The following is a 23,335-nucleotide window of genomic DNA, read 5'->3' as shown; positions in this document are numbered from 1 at the left end:
TGGGTGGCGGGTTCTTCGACGTTCAGTGCGTTCAGCGCGGCGCATGCCGCTCATACCCGCTCCATCAGTCCGGGCGGCCGGTTTCGATGTTGATCAAATCCTTTGCGGCCGGCGCCGTGCCAAGTGTAATGCAGTCTTCAGGACGAAACGGTGCCGATAGCGTTTCCAGGAACAAATCGAGCTCACAGGATCTGCGGGTGACAAGGGTTCCATTGACCTTGTCCTTGATCTTGATCCATTTCGGAAATTCCTTTGCCGCCATATTGAATTCCTCGTCGTTCAGAAGCCTCAGCATCTTTGATCCGCTGAAGCCACGTGGCCCGGTCCCGACATTGAAGGCAAAAGATACAAGCGCGCCGAACTGCTCGTCGCTGATATCGGACGTGACCAGCTTGGCCACCGTCAGGCGAGCCTTAACGGTGTCTTGCTTCAGAAGAGCCAATCCTTCTTCGAGCGAGATTGGAGGGTCATACTGCGCCACCTCGTCTGGAACCTCAGCGCATGGCTTTCGAGCGATCAGGTGCCCGTAGCCGATGGTACAAAAGTCGAATCCAAAGTCCTGTTCATCAGAGGACCATCCTTCGAACGCCATTAAGATGTCGAGGGCCAACGGTGGCAGTTCGCGCGGCGCTTCGACGTTCGAACCATCGACGGACGAGTTCTGCGCTACTTGGGCAAACAGCTTTGAGGACAACTCGTTCGGTTCTACAGATTCTTGCGCGCCTGCCCCTTGACACACTAGCGAAAGCGCCGTGACGATGACGGCCCGCAAGCTTTTGCCCATGACCCACCCTCCACTTCTTAAAAGGTATTTGCATGTGTGAGAATCAACAAGCGAAAGTGCTGCAATTTCCGTCCTTTTGAAGCCGCTCCCACGCTTTTGCTCGCCTGACTTGCTAGGAAATTTTCTACAGAACTGCGTCGCTTATGTTAACGCACTGAAATTGCCTGTCTATTCATTTGCACTTACTCCAGCCCACCCACGGAACGCCCACTGTGGCGACACCGCGTCACCAGGCCTGCCAGAAAACAAGAGTGAGTCCGCCAAAGTTTCGAGCCGGAACTTGCAATCCTGTCAGCGCGCTCCAAGCTTCGCTTGAGAAATAGTCGCCGATCAAGGCCAGTAGATCGCGGCGACCCTTACTATGCGCATTGCAGAGGTGTCGCTGCGCGAGGTCGACCGTCGCCTTATCGAGGCGGCGCGCGCGATGGGCGGCGACCGCTGGATGATCATCCGCGAAGTGCTGTAGCTGGCTGCGATCGCTGAACATTGGCGATCGCAACCTGGACAATGAAGGTGACCGTTGGGTCAAAAGCAGAATTCCGGCAGCTATTCCTCGCCCCGCTTCTGCGCGATCAGGTCGAGGCGCTCGCGGTCGGAGCGTTGACGCTCGTCGCGGTTGCGCACGTCCTTGTAGGCGCGCTCGACCATGTTGGTGCGCGCGGTTGCAGCCGCGATCAGGCTGGCCTCTTGCCTGGCGCTTTCAAGGCTCGCCTCCTGGCGCCCGACCGCGCTGGCGATGCGGCGATGGTAGAGCTCGGGAAACAGGCCGGAAAGGGAATCGGCCTGGTCGAAATGTCCGACCAGATCCCTTGCTTCTGCCTCGGCGGCGCTGGCCGCGGCAAGGAAGGTGGCATGACGGGTCTCGTGCAGCGCCTTCAACTGCTCCTGCACCTTGACCAGTTTCCTGAGGCGGTCCCTGCGCGTGCTCATGGCTATCTTGCCAATGTCAGGTCGACAAAGCCGTCGACGAACAGCGACAGCATGGTGCCGACGGCGAAATAGAAGATGATCATGCCGCCGGCGATGATGAAGGGCTGGGAGATGAAATAGATCGGGATCTGCGGGGTCAGCTTGTTGACGAAGCCGATCGTCAGATTGACGAGAATAGCATAGGCGACGAACGGGCTGCCGAGGCGGATAACCAGGAAGAATGTGTCCGACACCGTGTCGGTGACATCGACGAGCGCGGCCTGCGGATTGAAGAAGATGTTGACCGGCGCGACCGTGTAGGAAGCCACCAGCGCCCGCACGATCTCGTGGTCGAAATCGAAGACGAACAGCATCAACAGCGCCGAGAACGAGATGATGGCGGCAAGCGCCGCCTGCGGCTCCGGCTCCTCGATCGCCGGTCCGCCGGTGCCGCCATAGCCGATCAGCATGGCGATGGCCGAGCCCATGAAGCGCAGGGCTTCCATGTAAAGCCTGGTCATGGCGCCGATCAGGCCGCCGACCAGAAGTTCCGAGATGATCATCGGCACCAGGATCTGCGGGCGCGGGTCGACGAAGGGGAAGATGCGATCCCACAGGAAGGCGAGCAGGCCGCCGGTGGCGGCGACCGCCACGAACAGCCTGACCTGGACCGGAACGCGGGCGCTGGACAGGCCGGGCATCAGCATGAAGCAGGCGCCGATGCGGCAGAAGGCGAGGAACGCCGCGATGACGACGCCTTGCGAGAGAACGCTCACGATATGGTCCCGAGCACCCTGATCTCGACGCCCTTGGCGATTTCGACATGGCTGAGCACCGGCAGCGTGGTGAACAGCCGCTCGATGATCATGCGCACATAGGGGCGGGCATCGGGCGCAGTGACCAGCACGAAACGCTCACCGGCCTCCAGATATTTCTTGATCGCCTTGGTCGCGTCCTGGCCGAATTCTTCCAGCTGGCGCGGATCGATGTCGAACTCGCGCACCTCGCCCTTGGCGTCGCGCTTGAGGCTCTGGTGGAAGGCGAGGTCCCAGCGGTTGCCGAGGCGCAGCACCTTCAGCACACCGCCCTCGGAGAGGTCGCCGCAGATCTGCTGCGCCATGCGGATGCGGACATGCTCGACGATCTGCTCGGTGCGGCGCACATGCGGCGCGATTTCGGCGATCGCCTCGATGATCAGGTGCAGGTTGCGGATCGAGACCCGCTCGGCGAGCAGCAGCTTCAGCACCGCCTGCAGGCCGGGATAGGAGATGTGCGTGGTGCAGATCTCGTCGGCGAGCTTGCGGTACTCCTGGTCCTGCCGCTCGAGCAGCGCCTTCATGTCCTTGTAGGACAGAAGCTGCGGCAGGTTGTTGCGGATGACCTCGGAGAGGTGGGTGAGCAGCACCGACATGTTGTCGGCGAAAGTGTAGTTCTCGCGCTTCAAGTCTTCGGCGAAGGTTTCGACCACGGAATAGGCGCGCATGCCGAAGGCCGGCTCGCGGATTTCCTCGCCCGGTATTTCGGGTATGTCGCGATTGCCGAGCAGCACCATGATTTCGCCGACGCGCATCTGGTATTCGGCCACCACGGTGCCGTGCACCTTGATCTGGTAGCTCTTCGGCGGAATGGCGAAATCGTCGGCGACCCGCACCTCCGGCACGACGAAGCCGTATTGGGTGGCGAATTTCTTGCGCATCTTGGCCATGCGGAAAACCAGTTCCTGATGCGAGACCAGCAGCCGGGTCGACAGCTGTTTGCCGATCAGGAGCTCGATCTCGGCGGTGGCGAGCGACGCCTTGACCGAGTTCTTTTCCTCTTCGACTTTGTTCGCCTTCTCCTGGTCCTTGATCGCTTCGGCGGCGGCGACGGCGCGGTTGTGTCGCATCGGGATGATATAGCCGAGGCCGGCCATGCCGGCGGCCAGCGCAAAGAATGGAAACAGCGGCAGGCCAGGCATCAGGCCGAGCAGCACCAGCAGTGAGGCCGCCACATAGAGCGCGCGCGGATGGGCGCCGAGCTGGCCGAACACCGCCTGGTTGGTCGAGCCGCGCGTGCCGCCCTTGGACACCAGCAGGCCGGCGGCGAGCGAGACGATCAGCGCCGGGATCTGGGTGACGAGGCCGTCGCCGACCGACAGCTTGATGAACACGTCGGCGGCTTCGCCCATGCCCATGCCGTGCCTGATATAGCCGATGGCGATGCCGCCGACGATGTTGATGGCAGTGATGATGAGGCCGGCGATGGCGTCGCCGCGGACGAATTTCGAGGCGCCGTCCATCGAGCCGAAGAAGGAGGATTCCTCTTCCAGCTCGCGGCGACGCAGCTGCGCCGTCTTGTCGTCGATCATGCCGGCGGAGAGATCGGCGTCGATCGACATCTGCTTGCCGGGGATGGCGTCGAGGGTGAAGCGGGCGCCGACCTCGGCGATACGGGTGGCGCCCTTGGTGATGACGATGAAGTTGACCACGATCAGGATCATGAAAACGATGAGGCCGATGACGAAGTCGCTGGCCATCACCAGCTTGGAGAAGCCGGCGATGACATAACCGGCCGCGTGCGTGCCTTCATTGCCATGCGACAGGATCATGCGCGTGGTGGCGATGTTGAGCGACAGCCGCAGCATGGTGGCGATGAGCAGCACGGTCGGGAATGATGAGAAGTCGAGCGGCCGCTGGATCCACAGCGCCACCATCAGGATCAGCACCGAAAGCGCGATCGAGAAGGCAAGGCCGATATCGATGAGAAAGGCCGGGATCGGCAGGAACAGCACGGCCAGGATGATGACGATGCCGATGGCGAAGAAGACGTCGCGGCCGTTCTTGGCCACCGCGCCGGGCTGAATGCTTTCGCTGATCGCCATGTCGTCCCCAAAAAAAATGCCAAGCCTGCCCGCGCGGCAGCCCTGTGAGCCTAGCCGGCCAAGCTTGCGCGAGGGTGGGAGACTGGCTACTGGGCTCTGGATCGCGCTTCCAAAGGAAATCTCATGCTCCTGATCATTGGCACCATCCGCTTGTCACCGGAAAGGCTAGGGGAGGCGAAGCCCGTAATGGAACGCATGGTTTTGGCCAGCCGCACCGAACCCGGCTGCCTCGAATATTCCTACGCGCAGGACGTGCTCGACACCGGGCTCATCCGGATCACGGAAGTCTGGAGCGACAGGGCAGCGCTCGACGCGCATTTCCGCTCGCCGCACATTGCGGACTGGCGTGCGAGCTGGCCGGCACTTGGCATCGGCGAGCGCAATCTCGTGCTCTATGAAGCCGGCGAGCCCAAGCCGACCTGATCGATCCGCCAGCCGGCTGCTCGTCAGCCACCGGCGAGCGCTCAGGATGGTGCCAGCCGACGGGGTCGCCGTTTGCGTTCCAGCAGAGGTAGCACCCGGCCGCAACCGGCTGCCACAATGGCGCCTTGTCTGTCGCCATTGTGGTTGCCATGCCATGTCGCCGGGCGTATCAGGCGGGCTTTCCACTGCCTTTTTCTGATATCGGCGAGCCGCCCCGGTGCTTTCCAGAAACCACAGCGAAGTCTACGCCCGCCGGTTCCGCGCGGTGCTGATCAGATCGTTGCCGCTGCTCGAGGCGCGCGGCATCGCGGTGGTCATTCTGGCCGGTATCGTCGGGGTGATGGCGGGGGTCCTGGTCACGGCGATGAGCCAGATCGTGCAGGACCTGCACGGGCTGTTGTTCGGCGTGCAGCCCGGCGGCCGGCTGTCGGGCATGTTCTCGCTCGCCAATCCGATGCAGGCGCTGATACCGGCGATCGGTGGCATCCTGCTCGGGCTGACGGTGATCTGGTTGAGACTGCGGAAATTCCGCACGCCCATCGACCCGATCGAGGCCAACGCGCTCTACGGCGGGCGCATGTCACTGACCGACACCTTCATCATCGCTGGCCAGACCATGATCTCGAGCGGATTTGGCGCCTCGGTCGGGCTGGAGGCTGGCTACACGCAGGTCGGGTCCGGCCTGGCGTCGCGGCTGGCGCGCATCTTCCGGCTGCGCCGCAACGATGTCCGCATCCTGGTCGGCTGCGGTGCCGCCGGCGCCATCGCCGCCGCCTTCGATGCGCCGCTGACCGGCGCCTTCTACGGCTTCGAACTGGTCATCGGCATCTACTCGGTCGCCAATGTCGCACCTGTCATGACCGCCGCGATCTCGGCCTCGCTGACCGCCGAGATGTTTGGCGGGGTGCCGTTTCCGCTCGAGCTTTCAGGCCTGCCAGCGCTGACCGCCAGCCAGTACGTGCCGTTCCTGCTGCTCGGCCTGCTCGGCGGTGCGGCCTCGATCGCCATCATGCATCTGGTGACGCTGATCGAACGCGGCTTTGCCAGGCTGTCGATCGATGCATCGCTGCGCCCCGTCATCGGCGGCGTCATCGTCGGCCTGCTGGGACTGGTCACGCCGCAGGTCCTGTCCAGCGGCCATGGCGCGCTGCATCGGGAATTCGCGATGAACTACGGCCTGGCCGTGGTGGCCAGCGTCTTCGTGCTCAAGCTGGCGGCGTCTGCCATCTCCTTGGGCTCGGGCTTTCGCGGCGGGTTGTTCTTCGCCTCGCTGTTCCTTGGCGCGCTGCTCGGCAAGGCGTTTGCCGGTGTGATGGCTCTTGTGTCGCCAGCAACCGGCATCGACCCCGCCGTCGCTGCTGTCGTCGGCATGACGTCGCTCGCCGTTGGCGTCGTCGGCGGCCCGCTGACGATGACCTTCCTGGCGCTGGAATCGACCCGCGACCTGACGCTGACCGGTGTCGTGCTGGCGGCTTCGATCATGTCGGCCATCCTGGTGCGCGAAACCTTCGGCTACTCCTTCTCGACATGGCGCTTCCATCTGCGCGGCGAGACCATCCGCAGTGCTCACGACGTCGGCTGGATGCGCAGCCTGACTGTCGGCTTGATGATGCGCAAGGATATCAAGACCATCCATGCCTCGACGACGCTGGCGGCCTTCCGCGGGCAAGTGCCGCTCGGTTCGGCCCAGCGCATCATTGCCGTCGACGATGGCGATCACTATGTCGGCGTGCTGATCGTGGCCGAACTGCACAGCGATCCCTCCGACGGCGAGGTGGCGGTGCGCGATCTTGCAAAATACCAGGACGCGGTGCTGGTGCCGAGCATGAACGTGCAGGCCGCCGCCGAAACCTTCCAGCGCGCCGGCGCTGAAGAGCTCGCCGTGGTCGAGGATTTCACCGACTGCATCGTGCTGGGGCTGTTGACCGAGGGCCATTTGATGCGGCGCTATGCCGAGGAACTCGACAAGGCGCGCAGGGACCTGTCGGGCGAAGGTTAGGTCAGCCCGCCGCTTCAGGCCAGGCGCGGTTCGGAAGCGAACTGTCGCTGTTCGTCACTTCCCTCGTAGAAGCTGAATGTGCCCCGACCGTCACGCTTGCTCCGGTAGAGCGCAAGGTCGGCTTTCCGCAACAGGTCGTCCAATGACAATCCGTCGTCGGGTGCAACGGAGATTCCGATGCTGGTGCCGATGGAGATTGAATGCCCGCAAACAGCGAACGGTTCATACATCGCGGCAACCAGACGGCGTGCAAGGACGCTGGCGTCGGATCGCCGATGGATATCGGTCTGCACGATCGCGAACTCGTCGCCTCCAAGACGTGCGACCGTATCGTGATCGCGAACCGAGGCGCTTAATCGTCCGGCAACCTGCTTCAAGAGCTCATCTCCTGCCTGATGGCCAAGCTGGTCGTTGACCGGCTTGAACCGATCAAGATCCAGGCACAGGACGGCTATGGTTCCGTTGCGCTTCGTCTTTGCGATTGCCTGCTGCAAACGGTCATTGAACAGCGCGCGGTTGGGAAGATCGGTCAAGTGGTCGTGGTGCGCCATATGGGCAACCAGTTCCTGGTTGCGGCGCTGTTCCGTCACATCCAGGTAGGTTGTCACAAATCCTCCCCCGCTGAGGGGAACGCCTCGTACTTCAAGCACCGTGCCATTGGGTCGGGTACGGTGGTAGCTGTGGGGCGTTCGCTGTCTGACCAGCTCAAGGCGCCTGCTTACGTGTTCGTCGACCGACCCGGGGCCATACTCACCTCGTTCAGCATTGAACCGGAACAAATCCCCCATGTTTGGATAGCCATTGCGGAAGAGTTCCGGAGGATAATCCAGCATGGACTTTTGCTGGTCGTTGCAGAGGACCATCCGCAGGTCGTCATCAAACAGGGATATGCCGCCGGGGAAGTTGTCGACGACTGCCTCCAGGAGCCGAACTCTTTCCCGCAGGGACTGGTCTGGCGGGCCGATCTTTGCCGGTTCGTGCGATTCGCAATCCGTCTGTGCACCCGATTTACGCAATGCTGACATCTGGGTTTCTCGTTGTGTCCTTGCAGGGCGGCTTCCCGTCAAGGCCACGAATACGCCAAAAACCTTTATATCAGGTTCCTCTAAAATTCGTGGAAAGCTCTAATGTTCGATCGGGCCTTTCGCCATCACGAGGGCCGTACCTGCAGTGGTCGGGCGCTCGATCATGCGCCGCACGCGCGGCGGCTCGTCGCCGCTGTGCAGCGCCCGCAGGCGCTCGCCGACGACGGCGTCGGCATGGGTGATGCGTCCATTGTGGCGCACATATTCGATCCAGGTCGGTGTGTGATAGTGCTCGATCCAGATCGCCGGATTTTCGAGGTCGCGCGCCAATGTCCAGTTGCGGGCGCCGTCACGGCGGCGGATGCGGCCGCGTTCGGCCATGGTGGCGAGGAACTCCGGCACGTCCCCGTCGCGGATGATGTATTCGATCATGATGGCGATGGGGCCGCTGCGCGGCTTCAGGTCGAGCGCCAGGTGCGGTTCCTTGAAGCGGTTGAGCGGATCGAGGTTGAGCACCTGCTGTTGCGGCAGCGGCAGCAAGAGGCCGATGGCGCCGCCGGCCAGCATGGCGATGCCGGCGGCGATCAGCGCGGTTTCGGCGCCATGCGCATCGGCGACGACGCCCCAGATCCAGCTGCCGAGCGCGATGCCGCCGAAGGTCGCGGTCTGATACACCGACAGCACCCGGCCGACCACCCAGCGCGGTGTCGCCATCTGCACCGTGACGTTGAAATGCGACAGCGCGATCACCCAGCAGGCGCCGCCGACAAGCAGGCCGAGCGACGTCTGCCAGGCATGATGGCTGACGGCGGCATTGAAGGCACAGACGGCGAAGCCGGCGAAGGCACCGCGCACCATCGTCTCGCTGGACAGCAGCTGCCGCAGCCGCACGCTGATCAGCGCGCCGCCGACCGCGCCGATGCCGAAGGCGCCAAGCATGATGCCGTAGGTCAGGGCATCGCCCTTGACAACATCGCGCGCCACCAGCGGCAGCAGCGCCAGCACGGCGCCAGCGCTGAAGCCGAAAGCGGCGCCCCTGACGAGCACCTTGGCGATGTTGGGCGACATGGCGACATAGCGCAGGCCGGCGCCCATGGCGGCACCCAGCGACTCGCGCGGCAAGGTCGAGACCGGCAGCTCCGGCTTCCAGCGCGCCAGCACGACGATCAGGCCGATGTAACTCACCGCGTTGGCCGCGAAGGCGGCCGCCGCACCGGCCGCGGCGACGATGATGCCGCCGATCGCCGGGCCGACGCTGCGGGTCAGGTTGAAGCCCATCGAGTTGAGCGCGACGGCGGCCGGCACCTTGTTGCGGGGCACGATGTCGCCGACGGAGGCCTGCCAGGACGGGCTGTTGAGCGCCGTGCCGCTGTCGATCAGGAAGGTGAAGGCCAGCAGCGTCCACGGCGTGATCAGGCCGAAATAGGTGAACAGGGTCAAAAGCACCGAGACGACCAGCATGAAGGTCTGGGCGACCAGCATCACCTTGCGCCGGTCGAAACTGTCGGCGATGGCGCCGGCGACAAGCGCAAACAGCATGATCGGCAAGGTGGTCGAAGCCTGGACCAGGGCCACCTGATAGGGCGAGGTGGCGATCGTGGTCATCATCCAGGCGGCGCCTACGCCCTGGATCAGGCCCCCGAAATTCGAGACGAGACTTGCCGCCCATACGGCGCGGAAAATGCCGTGCCGGAAGGGCGCCAGCGCCGAAGCGCTCTCGCTTTCCGGCTTTTCGTCAATCATCGGTGGTACCTGCCATGTCGTGCCTGCTCGTCAGATGATCCGTTTGCTCAGATCATTTGCCGAAAGTAGGGCAAGGCACCGCAAAGGGCGAACAGCTTTCGGCAAAGGTGATGGTCCAACAATGGGATAGAGCCGGTCCACGCCTCTATTGCCCACGAGTCCGAGGACGTAGCGGGCGTCACGAACTTCCGCGTGCAGCGCTTCGGTGGGGTGGCTGGTGGTATGGCGACGGGACGGCTTGCTGAGTTGCTCAGAACCCGTTCTGGATGCGCTCGAAGATGACGTTGGTGAAGGCCGATATCTGGCTGCCGATGAAGGGGCCGGTCAGTGCCACCACCAGCATGATGGCGACGATCTTCGGCACGAAGGTCAAGGTGATCTCCTGGACCTGCGTCAGCGCCTGGATGAGGGCGATGCCGATGCCAACCGCCATGGCGACCAGCACCACCGGTGCGGACGCGGTGAGCACCGTCCACACCGCGTATTGGACGATGTCGAGTGCGTCGGCCTCGTTCATGGGACTGACCCTGCCGGAAGCGTCAGCTCGCTGCCTTGACCGAGACTCCCGGGCCGACCGCGATTTCGGTGCCGTTCTGCAGTACGGCGATCAGGCCGTTGCTGGCAAGGCGCACCGACGCCACCGTGCCCGTCGTCTTGCCGTCGGCCGAGGTTATCGAGCGCCCGATCAGCGCGTCGGCCTGCGACAGTGCCGACGACGACATGATCTGGTCGAGCTTGGTGTTGGTCTGCACCGACTGCTCGACCTGCGAGAAGGTGGCGAGCTGCGCGACATATTGCGTCGAGTCCATCGGCTTGGTCGGATCCTGGTTCTTCATCTCGGCGATCAGAAGCTTCAGGAACGACTGGTAATCGACCGCGGTCTTGGAGGTCTTCTGGCTGGCCTGGTTGGCGCCAGTCGGTATCGTCGTCGTCATGTCCACGTTCATCAGTATCGTGCTCCCACAGCCAGCGGGCGCGTGGCACCCGGAACATCGTCATTGCCGCCAAGCGCGCGGCGTTCGAGCGGATAGAGCGCACGGATCGCCTTCAGCGCCTCGTAGATATGATCCTCGCCGACCATGCGGTCGATCTGCTTCAGCGCGGCGCAGATCTGGGTGTCCTCGAAGCTTGCCAGCAGCAGCGGCAGCGAACGCCGGAACATATCGCGCGCCTCGGCCGCGCCGGCCGGGTTTATCAGCATGACCTGCAGGATGAAATACAGCTGCTTGAGCGGCGTCGAGGCGTCGTCGGCCTGGAGCACATGGCTTTCGAGCAGGAACTGCATGTCGTTCATCAATTCGACGGTGACCTTGCGGTCGACGCGGATGACGGCGCCGTTGATGTAGATCTTCTCGTTCGGCTTCAGCGATATCTTCAGCGTGTTGGTCATTGAATGCCGTCCCTGATGATCTGGGACACCTCGATCAGCCCTTCGAAATTGTTGGTGCGGCCCTGGCGAATGTCCTCTGCCTCGCGCAGCAGCCACAGGCCGATGGAAATGAGGTTGGCGCGCAGTTCCTTGGGCAGGGCGTTGTCGCTGGAGCCGAGATCCTCGACGAAGGTGGTCCAGACGCGGTTGGTGAAATGCAGCGCCTCGACCGCCTCCATCGAGTGGTGGCCGGCGGCGGCCGCCGCCGACAGCATGTCGATCGAGCGGGTCAGGAGTTCCCGCTCGCGGTCCTTGGCGTCGGCAACGGAGGTGCTCTGGATGTCGGCGTAGGAGAATTGGTACATCGTTGGGGCTCTACCGTTCCGTTAAGCGTTGTCAGGTCAGGTAATTCAACAGACTGAGCTGCTGTAGGCGTGCGGTCAGCGCAAAGGATGTTTCGATGTGCTGCGTCAGGTCGGCGACGCGGGTCGCGGCCTCGGCCGGATCGACGCCTTCCAGATCGACAATGTGCCGTTCGAAAAGGTCGACCTGCGTTTTCATGCGGTCGTTCGCATCGGAAACCCGCTTCTGGACGATGCCGGTCTCGGACTGAAGCTGGCCAATGCCGCTCAACGCTTCGCCGACGATTGCCGTGGAGCGGCTGACGACCTTGTTCTTCGCGGCTTGGCTGATGTTGCTGGACATCAGGCTGGAGACCATAGCTGCCGCCATGGCGAGCTTTTGGATGCCGTCGCTGTTGGCGCTGGTCGAGGTCGGTGTGGTTTCGTTGAGGGCGATGCGGCTGACGATCTGCTGGTCGGTGGCGTTCGACCAGTTGCCTTGCCAGCCCGCGCCCATGAACTGCGGCACGACGTCATTGGTGATGAAGTCGTCGATCTGGGCAGCGGTGATGTTGGCCGCTGCCGGGTCATTCTGGGTGAAACCGAAATTCGCGAGGAAGGCGGCATCGAATGCCGCTTTGGCGGGAGAGCCGGCGGCGTTGAAGTCGTTGATCGGCTTGACGTCGGTGTTGGTGCCAGCGAACAGGTACTCGCCATTGACGCTGGTGTTGAGGATCGAGGTCAGCTGCTGGATGGTCGTGTTGCCGGAGGATTGGGTGAGACTGTTGGAAGAATCGCTAGATGACGCGGTGGTCAGGGCGGACAGAAAGCTCTGCGCGGCGCTGGCGAGCTGGCCAAGCGATGTCTGTGTCGAGGACAGCCGGGCGCCGACCAGTCCGTTCGAATCGATGATGACATTCAGTCGGTCGAGATCACGCGAGAAGGTGACGGACTGGGCGGTGCGCCCTCCGAGGGCGAGGCCGACATCGGCGACCCTGCCGGTCGAGGATTCTTTCGTGGCTTTGACAAGCTCGGCCTGCATGCGCATCTGCTGGTAGCGCATGGCGTTCGATATGGCGGCTGACGAAACTGAAGTCATGGATTATCCCACCGCGTTGAGCAATGCCGTCATCATATCGTCGACGGTTTTCATCATCCGGGCCGATGCCTGATAGGTGTGTTCGAGGTCGAGCAGCAGCGACATTTCCTGGTCGACATTGACGCCGGTCGCGTTGGACAGCGCCTCGGCGCTGCGCGATGCCAGCGCTTCTTTGGCGTCGGAGGCGGTCGACGCCTGCTGGCGCACGCCCTCGAACCAGCCGATCGAATTGGCCGCGTAGTCGGAAACGCTGGACGTTGCCGAAACCCCGGCGGCAGGGTCGAAGGCCATCGGCTTGTCGAGCCGGTCGCCATAGGCAACCAGAAGGTCTGAATAGGACGCGCCGCCGCCGGTGTTGGCGACATAGGCAGCACCATTGGCGCCGCCATCGCGCAGCAGCGTCGGATTGCCGCCAGTGCTCAGGTCCATCGCCGTATTGACGCTTATGGAAGCGGCAAGGCCGTTGACCAGCGTGCCCGCTGCCGGCACGGCCGGCGCGCCCGACCAGGTGAACAGGCCGGCGGCATTGGGCATCGCAGGCGCAGTCTCGGCAAAGGCCGTGATCAGGCCGCGTGCGGTCTCGTCGAGCTGGCTCTGCATGGTCGAGGCGACGCCGTCGCGCAGTTGCAGCAGGCCGGCTAGCTTGCCGCTGGCGCTGGTGTTGCCGCCCGCGCCCGCCGAGATCGGCACATTATCGATATAGACCGCATTGCCTGCGGCACCGGCGGTGTAACCGGACGACGCTACGAAGCTGACCGTGCGCGGTATGGTTTCGAACAGCGTCGTGCCGTCACCGGTGGTGATGACCATGTCATTGTCGCCGCGCGTGAAGGTCGAGATCGGGACATAATCCGAAATCTTCTTCAAAAGCGCGTCGCGCTGGTCGAGCGCATCGGAAACATCAGTGCCGGAACGGGTTCCAGAGATGACCGCGGCGTTGGCATCCTGGAACTGGCTGAGCAGCGAGTTGAGGTCGTCGACCGCCGTGGCGATCTGGCCGTCGGTCTGGGTGCGGAAATCCTGGACCGCCTTGGCGCCTTCATTCAGCGAGCGCACCACCTGTTTGGCCGCGTCGATGACGCTGGCGCCGAGGTTCTGGTTGGACGGCGAGGTGGCGTAGAGCTGCAGCGCCTGCTGCAGATTGCCGATCGCGGTTGAGGGCGATGACGCATTGTCGACGCCATTGACCGAAACGCCTAGCTGATCCATGCCGCTATACAGCGCGTTCTGGCCGCTCCAGGCCGACAGCGCGCCGAGGTTCTGGCGGAACAGCAGGTCATTGGCGGCGCGCTGGATATCAACCGAACGCGCGCCCGGCGCCGTGCTGGTGACGACGGCCTGGCGGCGCGAATAGTCCGGGTTGGAGGCGTCCGCGACATTGCGCGAGACGACGCTGGTCTGCCGCGCGGTGTTCATAAGCGCCGATTGGGCAATGCTCAGTGCAGTGGACAGCGACATGCGGGTCTTTCACGGGCGGTGCCCGTTTTATCTCTTCAGGTTGACAAGGACGTCCATCAGATCGGAACCGGTCTGGAAGACTTTCGAATTGGCGGTGTAGCTGCGCTGCGCCGCGATCATGTTGGTCAGTTCTTCGGCGATATCGACGTTGGAATTCTCGAGCGCGCCGGAGATGATGGAGCCGGCCTTGCCTTCATTGGCAAAGCCGATACGGACCGCGCCGGATTCGGTGCCCTGTGCGTAGACGTTGCCGGGCAGCGCGGTGAGTTCGTCCGGGCTCTGCACATCGGCCAGCGGAATCTTGTAGAGCGCCTTGGTCGAGCCGTCCTTGTACTGCGCCGAGATGGTGCCGTCCTTGCTGATCTGGATCTTGTCAATGGTGCTCGGCGCGTTGCCGTTGACCTGGGCATCGGAAACGGTGAAGCCGGCGCCGAGCTGGGTCAGTTTCGACAGGTCCAGCGAAAAGCTGGCGCCATTGGGCACTGTCAGGCTGACGCTGGTGACGGCGCCGGTCAGCTTGCCGGTGGTGGTGTCGAAGGTGAGGTTGGCCGAGCCCAATGCGCCGCCGGTGTAAGGGAACGACGTGCCGGGAGTGGCCTTCGATTGATCGAAGACCGAGACCTGCCAGGTGCCGGCGCCGGTGTTGGTGAAATAGACGTCAAGCAGCTTCTTGTTGCCGAGATTGTCGTAGGCGACCATCGAGGATTTCGAGGTGTACTGCGCGCCCGCACCGTTGGTGGTGGGCAGATTGCCGGCGGCGACCGGCGTCGCGCCTGCCGGCAGGTTGCCGGTGTAAGTACCCTGGGTGCTCGGCGTTGCCGTCATCCCCTGGTCGGAGATGACCACTGGGGTCAGTCCCTCGAAGCCGTTGACCGTCGCCGCCGGCACGCCGTTGGCGTAGCTGTAGGCCATCAGCTGGAAGCCGGCCGCGTTGACCAGCCTGCCCTCCGCATCCGGAACGAAGGCGCCGGCTCGTGTCAGGAAAGGTGTTCCGCTCGGATCCTGAACGACGAAGAAACCATCGCCGTTGACGGCAAGATCGGAGACCGAGGTCGTATATTGAAGCACGCCCGGATCGCTGACCGCCTGCCGGATCGTCGTGGTGACGCCGCCGGAATTGTAGGCACCGCCCGTGCTTGGCATGACCAATGTCGAAAATTCGGCGGAGGATCGCTTGTAGCCGGTGGTGTCGGAATTGGCGATGTTGTCGGCCACCGTGGACAGCCGGTTTGCCTGTGCATTCATGCCGGAAACGCCGGTCCGCATCATTCCGTAGAGGCTCATCGAAACGTCTCCCCAATGTGGATGCCGCTGGCTCCAATGTGGATGCCACTGGCTGCGAGGCTACGCATGTTGTCTTGCGCGAGGCTGGCGCGGGGCTGCATCAGAAGACGAGCCGGTAGCCAAGGAAGCGCTTGGAATCGATCGGGTCGGTGCCCAGCTTCTCGCGCAGCTTCTTGCGCAGTTTGCTGATGTGGCTTTCCACCACGTTCTCCTCGACCTCTTCGTCGAAGATGCCGTAGATGGCGTTGAAAACCTGGGTCTTGGTGACGCGGCGCCCGCGATTGCTCGCCAGATATTCGAGGATGCGGCGCTCGCGGCGCGGCAAGGGCAACGGCTGGCCGTCGATCTCTGGGTCGCGGCCATCCATGAAGATGCGCATGGCGCCGATCTCGGTGTAGGCGACATCTTCCTGGGCACGGCGGCGGATGGCGGTGATGCGGGCTAGGATCTCGCGGATGTGGACGGGCTTGCGAATGACGTCGTCGACGCCGCTCTCGAACAACCGCAGCGTGTTCTCCAGCGAATGCTGTTCGCTCAAGGCGATGACGGGTGCGCCGGTGCGGTCGCGGATCTGGCGGGGAGAGACCGAGCCTTCGCGGCAGTCGCCGATGAGGAAGGCCCGGACCGACCTCAGGTCGGTGTCGGCGGCAGAGCTTACCCACTCGCCGAACTCGCCCGGCGCGAAGCCTGCACAGGCGACACCCTCACGGTCAAAAAGTGAATTGTATCCCTCTGTTACGAGCTCGCGCTCGTCAACGATCACAATCATCGGCCCGCCTCCGAATCAAATCCATTTGCCCCGTGAGAAAAGGGGTATCCGCTGGCGGGAATCCTGAACAACCGTCATTTCTTGTAGCTAGTTTATTGGGAGTCTGGAATCGCGCCGGTTGCATTAGCGAGCAACCAGAGATGCTTCGGCGGCAAGTTTTGACCTAATCGAAGCGACAGGCCGGGGCTGCGCGATTGGCGCATTGGAGGCGGAGGATACGCTTAGGGGTTGCAGAAGCCGCGAGCGTTCGCGGTCCATTTTCCGAAGCCGGTGGCGACCATGTTGGCAATGACACGGCAGACATAGATCTTCTGCGCCGGATCGTTGTCGGGACCGGCGTGATAGCGGGCGACGGCCATCGACCAGGTCTCGTGACGGGCATGGAGACTGGCCAGGAAGCGCGCCGCATAGTCGACGTTCTGACGCGGATCGAGCATCTCCTCGACGCTGCGGAAATGCGACGCGTGGTAGTGATGGTTGATCTGCATGCAGCCCAGATCGATCAGCGTCTTGCCCTCGCGCCGGGCATCGGCGAACGCGGCAAGGGCCTCGGTCCGGCTCTTCGGAAAGACCGCTTTTCCTTCTATATTCAATGCGTTGGGCTGAAGGCTGCCCTTGTTGCCGGTTTCCGTCAAGCCCACGGCATAGAGGATGCCGGCGGGCACGCCATAGCGGTCGGCGGCGCGCAGGATCTCCGGCTCGCAAGGGTTGGTGGCGGCAGCGGCGGTGCCTGCTGCGCTAGATAAACATATCGCCGCCAGCGCGCTCGCGAGAAGGCGAAGTGCTGCGGCCGTAGTCCTGCGCGTCGTCATTGCGGTTTCCTGCGGATTGCTGACCCGGTTGCTGGCCACCCGCTCCACCATTGCCGCCGCTCGGGTTTCCAGGTTGGAAGGATGACGGGTCGCGGTCTGATGCCGCCGACAAGGGGGCGGTTGCATCGGTGCGGGTCGCAGCGGGGATCACTACCGAAGGTTGCAGGATGGTGACCTTGTCAACCTCGAAACCGAGCCCGCGCAGCGACTTGACGATCGCCTCGCTGTCGCCGGACAGCCGACGATAGGCGTCGTGTGTTTCGGGCTTCAGTTCAATCGAAAGTTGTTCTCCGGAGAGGCGAAGGTTGGCCGTCACCATGCCGAGTTCGGCGGGGTGAAGTTCGATCTTCAACACATGTGTCGGAACGGCAACAGGGCTGGCCAGCTGGGTGGCCGCGGATGAGGCTGAAAGCGCCTTTTGCGGGCCGCCATCGGCGGCTATGGCGTTGACCACATTGAGGGCTGCCTGGCTGATGGGGCTTTGCGGCGGCGCCGGGAAGCTCTGTTGCGACACCACGTCGATGCGGTCGGCGGACAGGGACTGTTTTCCCGCTTCGGGCCGTAACGAGGTCTGCACATCCGCGATGCTTTTCAGCGTCGGTGCGGCGTCCTTCGACTGCACGCCGGGCACATCGGAGGTTGTGGCGTCCGGCAGTTTCGGGGCCGCCACGATGGTGTCGCGCCTCGGCGCGCCGGAGGCAACGCCGGCAGCGCTCGGCGGCTGGCCGTCAATCTCCGTCAAAGGCCCGTCGACGATCGACGCCTGCTCCGGTTTCGACATTGTTTCGAGGACGTCGTTTCCGGCCGTGGACTTTGTCCGATAGGTCTTTGGCAGCGGAGCCTGCGCGTCGAGCGCCGGGTCCGGCGGGCTCTCCCCGTTGGCCGCGTCGCGCCCGGCTGCCTTGGCCGATGTCGAGAAATGGCGCAGGTCATGAAACGCGATCAGCAGCGGCAGATGGTCCTGAAGCGGCACGGCTTGGGCGTCCGGCGCCGTCTCCTCGGCGTCGGCATCGTCCTTGTGCGATTTTGCCTCCAGGTCGTCCTTGCTGATTTTCACGGTCGGCACTTTGGCCGAGACGATCTTTCCGGGACCGGCTGCTGGCGGCCCGGCCTTGCCGTCATGCCCGGCTAGGCCGGCAGCGAGCTTGCCCCAACGCTGCTCGCGCGATCCCGCCTCGGTCGCCGGCTGCTGTTCCGTTCGGGCAGGACCCGTGTCGCCGCGCAGCATCTTGCCGAAGCCGGCGTGATCGTTCTTGCCTTTCGCAGCCGGTTGCTCCGGCGTCGCGCGCGCGGCGGCAAATCCTGACAAGGCGGAGCCTAGGCTGGTGGTCATTTGGGGGCGGCTCCAAGCATCTGGTCGATCAGGTCGAGCTGTCGACGTGTTCTGGTCATGGCGGCGTCGGTCAAGTCGGTGGGCTCGGGGGCGGCCGCGGGCGATGGCGCCGACGCCGGCACGACAGCCGCCGCATCGGCTGGCGCAGCCGCGACCGCCGGCGTTTCCGGAGCACTGGCGGCCGGTCCGCCGGATACGGTGGTGACGACAGGCTGCTCCGAGACGGCGCCTTCGACCGGCGGCAGCCCGCTCGCGTCGGCGCCTTGCGCCGTGGCGGTCTGGGGCACCGGAGGTTGCTCGGCCGCAACCGGGACAGGCTTTTCCTCGGGAAGGGCGGCGGGCGGCGCCACGACTTCGCCGGCGATCGTTTGAGCGGCGTCGAGCAAGGCGCGGTCGCCTTCCGACAGCCTGCTGCGGTCAATCTTGCCGAGCTTGGCGCGCACGTCCTCGATAGTGCCCGAGGTGACGGTGGACAGGCTGGCGTAGAGCAGGGCGCGCGGATCGTCCTGGTTGGAGTTGCCGTCGCGACCCTGCTCGGCCCGAGCCGAAGCGAAGGCTGACAGGTCGTTCAGGCCGTCGATCGCGGCGCGGCGGGCGATGCGCAGGTAGATCACCTTCTCGCGTTCGGGATCCATCATCGAGGTGACGTCGGCCAGCTTGTCCTGGCTGATCGACATATGCAGCGCGATGACGCCGGAGACGAAGGAGTCGGCGAACTGGCTGGCATAGGGCGAATAGAGGTAGCGCTCGACATACTGGGTGGAGGCACGCGCGAAGCGTGCCGCGTCGCCCTGCGCGGCGGCAATGCCGACGGAACGGCGGAGCGCTGCTTCCTCGACCAGCGTGCCGGGGCTGAGCAATCTTGCCTCGTCGAGCAAACCGAGCGCCGTCGCCGGCTGGTCGCCGGCAAGCAACGAGCCTTTGACCAGGGCAAGGAAAGCGCCGAGATCGGGAGGCAGCGTCATCGGATCGATCGGCTTCAGCGCCTCGATCGCCTTGCCGGGCCGGCCACTGAGGTAGTCGATCACGCCCTTGGCAATGGCAAGGCTTTGCGGGTCCGTCGTGGCGCGCGACGTGGCGGCCTCGACAGTCACCGGATTGCCGCCGCTCATGCCGTAAACAAGCAGGGCGCGAAAGTTCTTGGGATCCTTGAAATCCTCGGCGTCCGCCGTGCGCAGGCGCGCATCCGCCATCTCGAGCAGCTTGGCCTGCATCGGCAGGGCGGCATGATCGCCGGCGGCGATGCGATCCTGAATGAGCTGCAGCGAGCGCACCAGCTGATACGGCTGCAGCGCGTCCTGGGCGAAGCAGGCCGACGGATGTCCGCCGGCCAGCAGCAACAGGCCGATCAACCGGCTGGTGACGGCCGCCCGCCTCATCCGCCGGTCGCCATCAGGATTTCGATGCGGCGGTTCGCGGCCGCCAACGGATCTGCCGGGTCCTTCGGCTGGCGGTCGGCGAAGCCAGCGACCTCGGTGATGCGGCGTTCGTCAACGCCACCGCGCACGAGCATGTAGTAGGCGGAATGCGCGCGCGCCGTCGACAGCCGCCAATTGTCGTAGCTGTCGCTGCGGAACGGCCGTGCATCGGTGTGGCCGTTGATGCTGATGGTGCCCTTCTGGCTGTTGACGATGCGGCCGATCTTCTCCATCGCCAGCACCAGTTCGCGGCGCGGCAGCGCCGAGCCGACCTCGAACATGCCGAACTCGAGCTGGTCGGTGATCGAGATGACGACGCCCTTGTCGGTGGCTTCCACGGAGACACCGTCGTGCAGCTTGTCGCCGGGCTTGAAGGCATCGGCCAGCTGCCGCTTGACGTCGGCCGCGGCCTTGAGAGCGGCGGCGGTCGGCGCCTTCTCGTTGGTGTCGGGCTTGGCGGCCTCTTGCGCGACAGCCTCGGCCTTGGCTGCGTCCGCGGCCTTGGTGTCGCCCGGTTTGGCCTCGCCCGGTTTCGCGTTACTCGGCTCGGTGTCGCCGGCCTTCGCGGCTTGCTTGCCGGTCGCGTCCTTGGCCAGAGGCTCGAGCGGTGCCGCGACGGGTGGCAGGGCCTTGACCTTGGGCACTTGCATCTCGGCGGCCTTGTCACCAGGCTTGACCGGATCGCCCTCGATCTTGGCACGCTGGGCACTGGCCTCGGCGCCAGGCGCTGCCACCTGCTGCGACCAGAAATCAGGCTCGAAGGGATCGCGATAGGAGGCGCCGCCGGAGGCGCCCGTCGCTGGGCCGGCGGCCTGCGCGCCGCCATCGCCCTTCTGGCTGACGTTCTGCATGACGCCGGTATCGGTGGCGATTTCCGAAAGCACCGCGTAAGGGTCGGCGAAAAGATGCTCGTCTGAGCGCTCCGATTGCTGCGGCTCCTGCTTGTCCTGTTTGCGGTCCGACGAGCCCGGGCCGCCATTGCCGTTCTGCCCAGCCTTGCTGGTCGCCTCTTGCGGATCGTCGGCCGTCAGCCCCATAGCGCGTGGACCATCGCCGAGGTCTTCCAGACCCTTGCGGCTCGAATTGCGGTCGACAAGCTTGACCGGGTTGAAATAGCTGGCGACGGCTGCCTTGGTCTGCTCGTTGGCGGCATTGATCAGCCACATGACCAGGAAGAAGCACATCATCGCCGTCATGAAGTCGGCGAAGGCGATCTTCCAGACGCCGCCATGGTGGGCGTCGTCGTGGTCGTCGTGACCACGACGAACGATGATGATCTCCTGGTGAACCTGACCGTCGTTGGCGACGCTCATACCAGAACCTCGGAAAGGGTCGTCGACCATTCGGCCATGCGCGTCTCGAACACTGCCTCGTCGATGGCGACCGTGAGATCGAAGCCTGCTGTCTCGACGAAGTCGAGATTGGCTGCGCGGGGCCCGAGCGATGCTTTCAGTGTCTCGAACAGCGAGAGCGGCCCGCGCACGGCGATGCGCACCGCTTCGGCATCGCCGACCGCTTCGCGTATCACGCCGGCAAGCGCCTCGATCGAGCGTTTCTGCAAGTCGTCGCTGACGATGCCGCCGATGATGCGGGCGACGGTGGCCGCGACCAGCCCGGTCACGCGGGCCTCCATGGCATCGATGCGTGACGAGACCGCCTTGCCGACATCGTCGCCAAGGCTTTCGAGAAATACCCTGGCTTCCTCGGCATTGGCCTGGCGTTCGGCCTCGAGTGCGGCTTCATGGGCAACCGACAGGCGTGCCTCGAGCGCCGCTTCAGCCTGGGCGACCGCTTCCGCGATCAGCCTGCCGATATCGGCTTGCGGTGTCGACGCCTCGGGCTTGTGGTCGGAATCGGCGGTTGCCCGGGGCTGGGCGGCACGTTGCGCGCGGGTTCCGAAATCGGGCAGAAGGTCGAAAAGGGCTGCTGAGGGCATGGTTTACACCGCGACTTCCTGGGCGGCCCATTTGCGCAGGATCTGCGCGGTGCGCTCCTCGTTGAGATCGACCATTCGGGCAAGCCGATCCTGCGGCGCCGGCCTGATCTTCTGGCGAAGATCGTCGAGCGGTGTGGGACTTGGGCGTGAGCCGGGCAAAGCGCCGACGGCGGCGCTTTCGGCGTTTGCGGTTGCTTCCGGCGTCGGCAACGAGCGCTGGACTTCATCGAAGTTGGGGCCTGACAGGGCCGGCGTCGCCTTTGCCGTCAGCGCGGTCGCCATCGGCCTCAGGCCGAAGAAGGCGACCAGGAACACCACCACAATGAAGGCGCTGGCGTTGATCAAGGTGCCGGCATGCTGGCCGATGGAATCGAGCATTCCAGCCTGCGGGATCGCCTCGCCGTCCAGCCCGTCGATGAACTCGACCGCCGAGACGTCGATGACGTCGCCGCGCTTGTCGTCAAAGCCGGTGGCCGAGGTCACCATCTTCTGGATATCGGCAACGCGCTTGGCAATCTGGTCCGGCGTGGCGTCCTTGCCGAGGATGGTCATCAGCCGTTGCTGGTTGACGACGACGGCAATCGACATCTTGGTGACGGTGTAGCCGTTGGAGACCGTGGCGATCTTCTTCGAATTGATCTCGTAGTTGGTGATCTCTTCCTTGCGGTCGTTCTGCGAGGAGGATTGCGGACCGTCGGTGGTGGTTGCCTGGGCCTCGGGCAGGTTCTGCTCGACGCTGGCCGGGGTGGAGGCCTGCTTCTGGTTGTTGTTTTCGTTGGCGCGCACCGACTGCACCGAACGCTCGACGCGGGAATTCGGATCGAAAATGGTTTCTTCCGTCTGGCGGGTGTCGGTGTTGACCTCGGCCTTGACGCTGGCGCGGAAGTTGTCGGGGCCGAGATAGGCCGTCAGCGCGCGGCGGATGTTGTCGCCGATCTGCGCCTCGACGGTCTGCTCGACGCCGAGCGTGCGGGCGGCGCTGGTGTTGGAAGGATCATCGCCGGCGGCCAGCAGATTGCCGCTGGAATCGAGCACCGTCACCTTGTCGGCCGACAGGCCGGGGACGGCGGCGGCGACGAGATGGCGGATCGACATGGCGCTCTTTTCGGCATCGATGCCGGCGTAGCGGATGACCACCGAGGCGGAAGGCTGCTGTTCGTCGCGGCGGAAATTGGCACGTTCGGACATGACGATGTGGACGCGCGCCGCCTTGATGCCTGATATCGACTGGATGGTGCGGGCGATCTCGCCTTCCAGCGCGCGCACGCGGGTGATCTGCTGCATGAAGGAGGTGAGGCCGAGCGAGCCGACATTGTCGAACAGTTCGTAGCCGGCATTGGCGCTGGTCGGCAGGCCCTTTTCGGCAAGCAGCATGCGGGCCTGCGCGGTGGTGCCGGCCGGCACCAGCACGGAGGTTCCGTCGGCGCCGACATCGAAGCCGATGCCGGCTTCGCCCAGCACCAGGCCGATCTGGTTCACGTCGGAACGATCGAGCCCGACATATAGCGTCTCGTAGGCGGGGCGGTTGAGATAGACCGAGGCGATGCCGATGACGCCCATCACCAGAACGGCGATGCCCGCCAGCATTGCGAGGCGCTTCACGCCAAACCCGCGGAGATTCGAGATGATGCTCTGGATCTGTTCCGGCACGGTTCAACGACTCCCAGCATGATTGTCCGCCGGAACAGTAGTCCCCGAAGCTTGTGCGAAAATGAAATCGGGCCGCGCTTGCGGCGCGGCCCGTCAATCGGGATGAGCAGGGATCGCGCCGGT

At 64.1% G+C, this 23,335-nt stretch carries 22 protein-coding genes and 1 pseudogene; 3 read left to right on the top strand and 20 right to left on the bottom strand.

All coding sequences use genetic code 11. The features are described from left to right. Positions 1 to 64: 64 nt before the first annotated feature. The gene (locus ACFSQT_RS35440) at positions 65 to 784 is read right to left on the bottom strand and encodes a lysozyme (RefSeq protein WP_379026686.1); all 720 of its coding nucleotides are present in this window, start codon (positions 782 to 784) and stop codon (positions 65 to 67) included. A gap of 343 nt (positions 785 to 1,127) precedes the next feature. On the opposite strand from ACFSQT_RS35440, the pseudogene ACFSQT_RS35435 reads away from it, so the two are divergent. After that, positions 1,128 to 1,247 (top strand): annotated as a pseudogene (locus tag ACFSQT_RS35435) (ABC transporter permease); the annotation flags it as partial. 83 nt (positions 1,248 to 1,330) lie between these two features. Here the strand turns inward: ACFSQT_RS35435 and ACFSQT_RS35430 are convergent. Genes ACFSQT_RS35430 through flhA form a run of 3 tightly spaced genes read right to left on the bottom strand, consistent with a single transcriptional unit; the run spans position 1,331 to position 4,553 of the window. After that, positions 1,331 to 1,714 carry a hypothetical protein gene (locus ACFSQT_RS35430; RefSeq protein ID WP_379026685.1) on the bottom strand — a complete coding sequence of 128 codons (384 nt, stop codon included), beginning with the start codon at positions 1,712 to 1,714 and terminating at the stop codon, positions 1,331 to 1,333. 2 nt (positions 1,715 to 1,716) lie between these two features. Then, entirely contained in the window at positions 1,717 to 2,469 is a 753-nt protein-coding gene (gene fliR / locus ACFSQT_RS35425; RefSeq protein ID WP_379026684.1) for a flagellar biosynthetic protein FliR, read from the bottom strand. After that, on the bottom strand, positions 2,466 to 4,553 hold the full coding sequence (gene flhA, locus ACFSQT_RS35420; RefSeq protein ID WP_379026683.1) for a flagellar biosynthesis protein FlhA: 2,088 nt from the start codon (positions 4,551 to 4,553) through the stop codon (positions 2,466 to 2,468). Before flhA ends, fliR begins: the two co-directional genes overlap by 4 nt. Positions 4,554 to 4,676: 123 nt before the next feature. Between flhA and ACFSQT_RS35415 the strand changes: the two genes are divergently transcribed. After that, positions 4,677 to 4,976, top strand: coding sequence for a putative quinol monooxygenase (locus ACFSQT_RS35415; RefSeq protein ID WP_379026682.1), 300 nt, complete (start codon positions 4,677 to 4,679; stop codon positions 4,974 to 4,976). Between the two features lie 217 nt (positions 4,977 to 5,193). Next, entirely contained in the window at positions 5,194 to 6,975 is a 1,782-nt protein-coding gene (locus ACFSQT_RS35410) for a chloride channel protein (protein WP_379026681.1), read from the top strand. 14 nt (positions 6,976 to 6,989) lie between these two features. On the opposite strand, the gene ACFSQT_RS35405 is transcribed toward ACFSQT_RS35410, so the two are convergent. From ACFSQT_RS35405 to fliF, 16 genes are all read right to left on the bottom strand, one after another. Next, entirely contained in the window at positions 6,990 to 8,000 is a 1,011-nt protein-coding gene (locus ACFSQT_RS35405) for a diguanylate cyclase domain-containing protein (protein WP_379026680.1), read from the bottom strand. A gap of 99 nt (positions 8,001 to 8,099) precedes the next feature. Continuing rightward, positions 8,100 to 9,743, bottom strand: a complete 1,644-nt coding sequence (locus tag ACFSQT_RS35400; protein ID WP_379026679.1) for an MFS transporter — start codon at positions 9,741 to 9,743, stop codon at positions 8,100 to 8,102. 250 nt (positions 9,744 to 9,993) lie between these two features. Beyond that, positions 9,994 to 10,260, bottom strand: a complete 267-nt coding sequence (fliQ, locus tag ACFSQT_RS35395) for a flagellar biosynthesis protein FliQ (protein WP_095084529.1) — start codon at positions 10,258 to 10,260, stop codon at positions 9,994 to 9,996. A 22-nt stretch (positions 10,261 to 10,282) separates the two neighbouring features. After that, positions 10,283 to 10,690, bottom strand: a complete 408-nt coding sequence (gene flgD / locus ACFSQT_RS35390) for a flagellar hook assembly protein FlgD (protein ID WP_379026678.1) — start codon at positions 10,688 to 10,690, stop codon at positions 10,283 to 10,285. Next, on the bottom strand, positions 10,690 to 11,133 hold the full coding sequence (gene flbT / locus ACFSQT_RS35385; protein ID WP_379026677.1) for a flagellar biosynthesis repressor FlbT: 444 nt from the start codon (positions 11,131 to 11,133) through the stop codon (positions 10,690 to 10,692). Before flbT ends, flgD begins: the two co-directional genes overlap by 1 nt. Then, entirely contained in the window at positions 11,130 to 11,477 is a 348-nt protein-coding gene (gene flaF, locus ACFSQT_RS35380) for a flagellar biosynthesis regulator FlaF (protein ID WP_379026676.1), read from the bottom strand. Before flaF ends, flbT begins: the two co-directional genes overlap by 4 nt. A gap of 31 nt (positions 11,478 to 11,508) precedes the next feature. Continuing rightward, on the bottom strand, positions 11,509 to 12,552 hold the full coding sequence (locus ACFSQT_RS35375; protein WP_379026675.1) for a flagellar hook-associated family protein: 1,044 nt from the start codon (positions 12,550 to 12,552) through the stop codon (positions 11,509 to 11,511). 3 nt (positions 12,553 to 12,555) lie between these two features. Next, positions 12,556 to 14,010 (bottom strand): flagellar hook-associated protein FlgK, encoded by a 1,455-nt coding sequence (gene flgK / locus ACFSQT_RS35370; protein WP_379026674.1) that lies wholly within the window; start codon positions 14,008 to 14,010, stop codon positions 12,556 to 12,558. 27 nt (positions 14,011 to 14,037) lie between these two features. Beyond that, positions 14,038 to 15,294 carry a flagellar hook protein FlgE gene (locus ACFSQT_RS35365; protein ID WP_379026673.1) on the bottom strand — a complete coding sequence of 419 codons (1,257 nt, stop codon included), beginning with the start codon at positions 15,292 to 15,294 and terminating at the stop codon, positions 14,038 to 14,040. Between the two features lie 100 nt (positions 15,295 to 15,394). Beyond that, positions 15,395 to 16,063 carry a response regulator transcription factor gene (locus tag ACFSQT_RS35360; RefSeq protein WP_379026672.1) on the bottom strand — a complete coding sequence of 223 codons (669 nt, stop codon included), beginning with the start codon at positions 16,061 to 16,063 and terminating at the stop codon, positions 15,395 to 15,397. 221 nt (positions 16,064 to 16,284) lie between these two features. After that, on the bottom strand, positions 16,285 to 16,875 hold the full coding sequence (locus tag ACFSQT_RS35355) for a transglycosylase SLT domain-containing protein (protein WP_379026671.1): 591 nt from the start codon (positions 16,873 to 16,875) through the stop codon (positions 16,285 to 16,287). Further along, the gene (gene fliK / locus ACFSQT_RS35350; RefSeq protein ID WP_379026670.1) at positions 16,802 to 18,208 is read right to left on the bottom strand and encodes a flagellar hook-length control protein FliK; all 1,407 of its coding nucleotides are present in this window, start codon (positions 18,206 to 18,208) and stop codon (positions 16,802 to 16,804) included. Before fliK ends, ACFSQT_RS35355 begins: the two co-directional genes overlap by 74 nt. Further along, positions 18,205 to 19,587, bottom strand: coding sequence for a chemotaxis protein MotC (locus ACFSQT_RS35345; protein WP_379026669.1), 1,383 nt, complete (start codon positions 19,585 to 19,587; stop codon positions 18,205 to 18,207). Before ACFSQT_RS35345 ends, fliK begins: the two co-directional genes overlap by 4 nt. Then, positions 19,584 to 20,939: a MotB family protein gene (locus ACFSQT_RS35340; protein ID WP_379026668.1), complete on the bottom strand. Its 1,356-nt coding sequence runs from the start codon at positions 20,937 to 20,939 to the stop codon at positions 19,584 to 19,586. The genes ACFSQT_RS35345 and ACFSQT_RS35340 overlap by 4 nt, the downstream gene beginning before the upstream one ends. Next, the gene (locus ACFSQT_RS35335) at positions 20,936 to 21,562 is read right to left on the bottom strand and encodes a hypothetical protein (RefSeq protein ID WP_379026667.1); all 627 of its coding nucleotides are present in this window, start codon (positions 21,560 to 21,562) and stop codon (positions 20,936 to 20,938) included. The genes ACFSQT_RS35340 and ACFSQT_RS35335 overlap by 4 nt, the downstream gene beginning before the upstream one ends. A gap of 3 nt (positions 21,563 to 21,565) precedes the next feature. Beyond that, entirely contained in the window at positions 21,566 to 23,212 is a 1,647-nt protein-coding gene (gene fliF / locus ACFSQT_RS35330; protein ID WP_379026666.1) for a flagellar basal-body MS-ring/collar protein FliF, read from the bottom strand. Positions 23,213 to 23,335: the final 123 nt, after the last annotated feature.

The organism is Mesorhizobium calcicola (assembly GCF_042682105.1).
In the GTDB taxonomy this organism is placed as follows: Bacteria; Pseudomonadota; Alphaproteobacteria; order Rhizobiales; family Rhizobiaceae; genus Mesorhizobium; species Mesorhizobium calcicola.
Note: the sequence above shows the minus strand (reverse complement) of the source record. Positions and strands in the feature narration are given on the sequence as shown.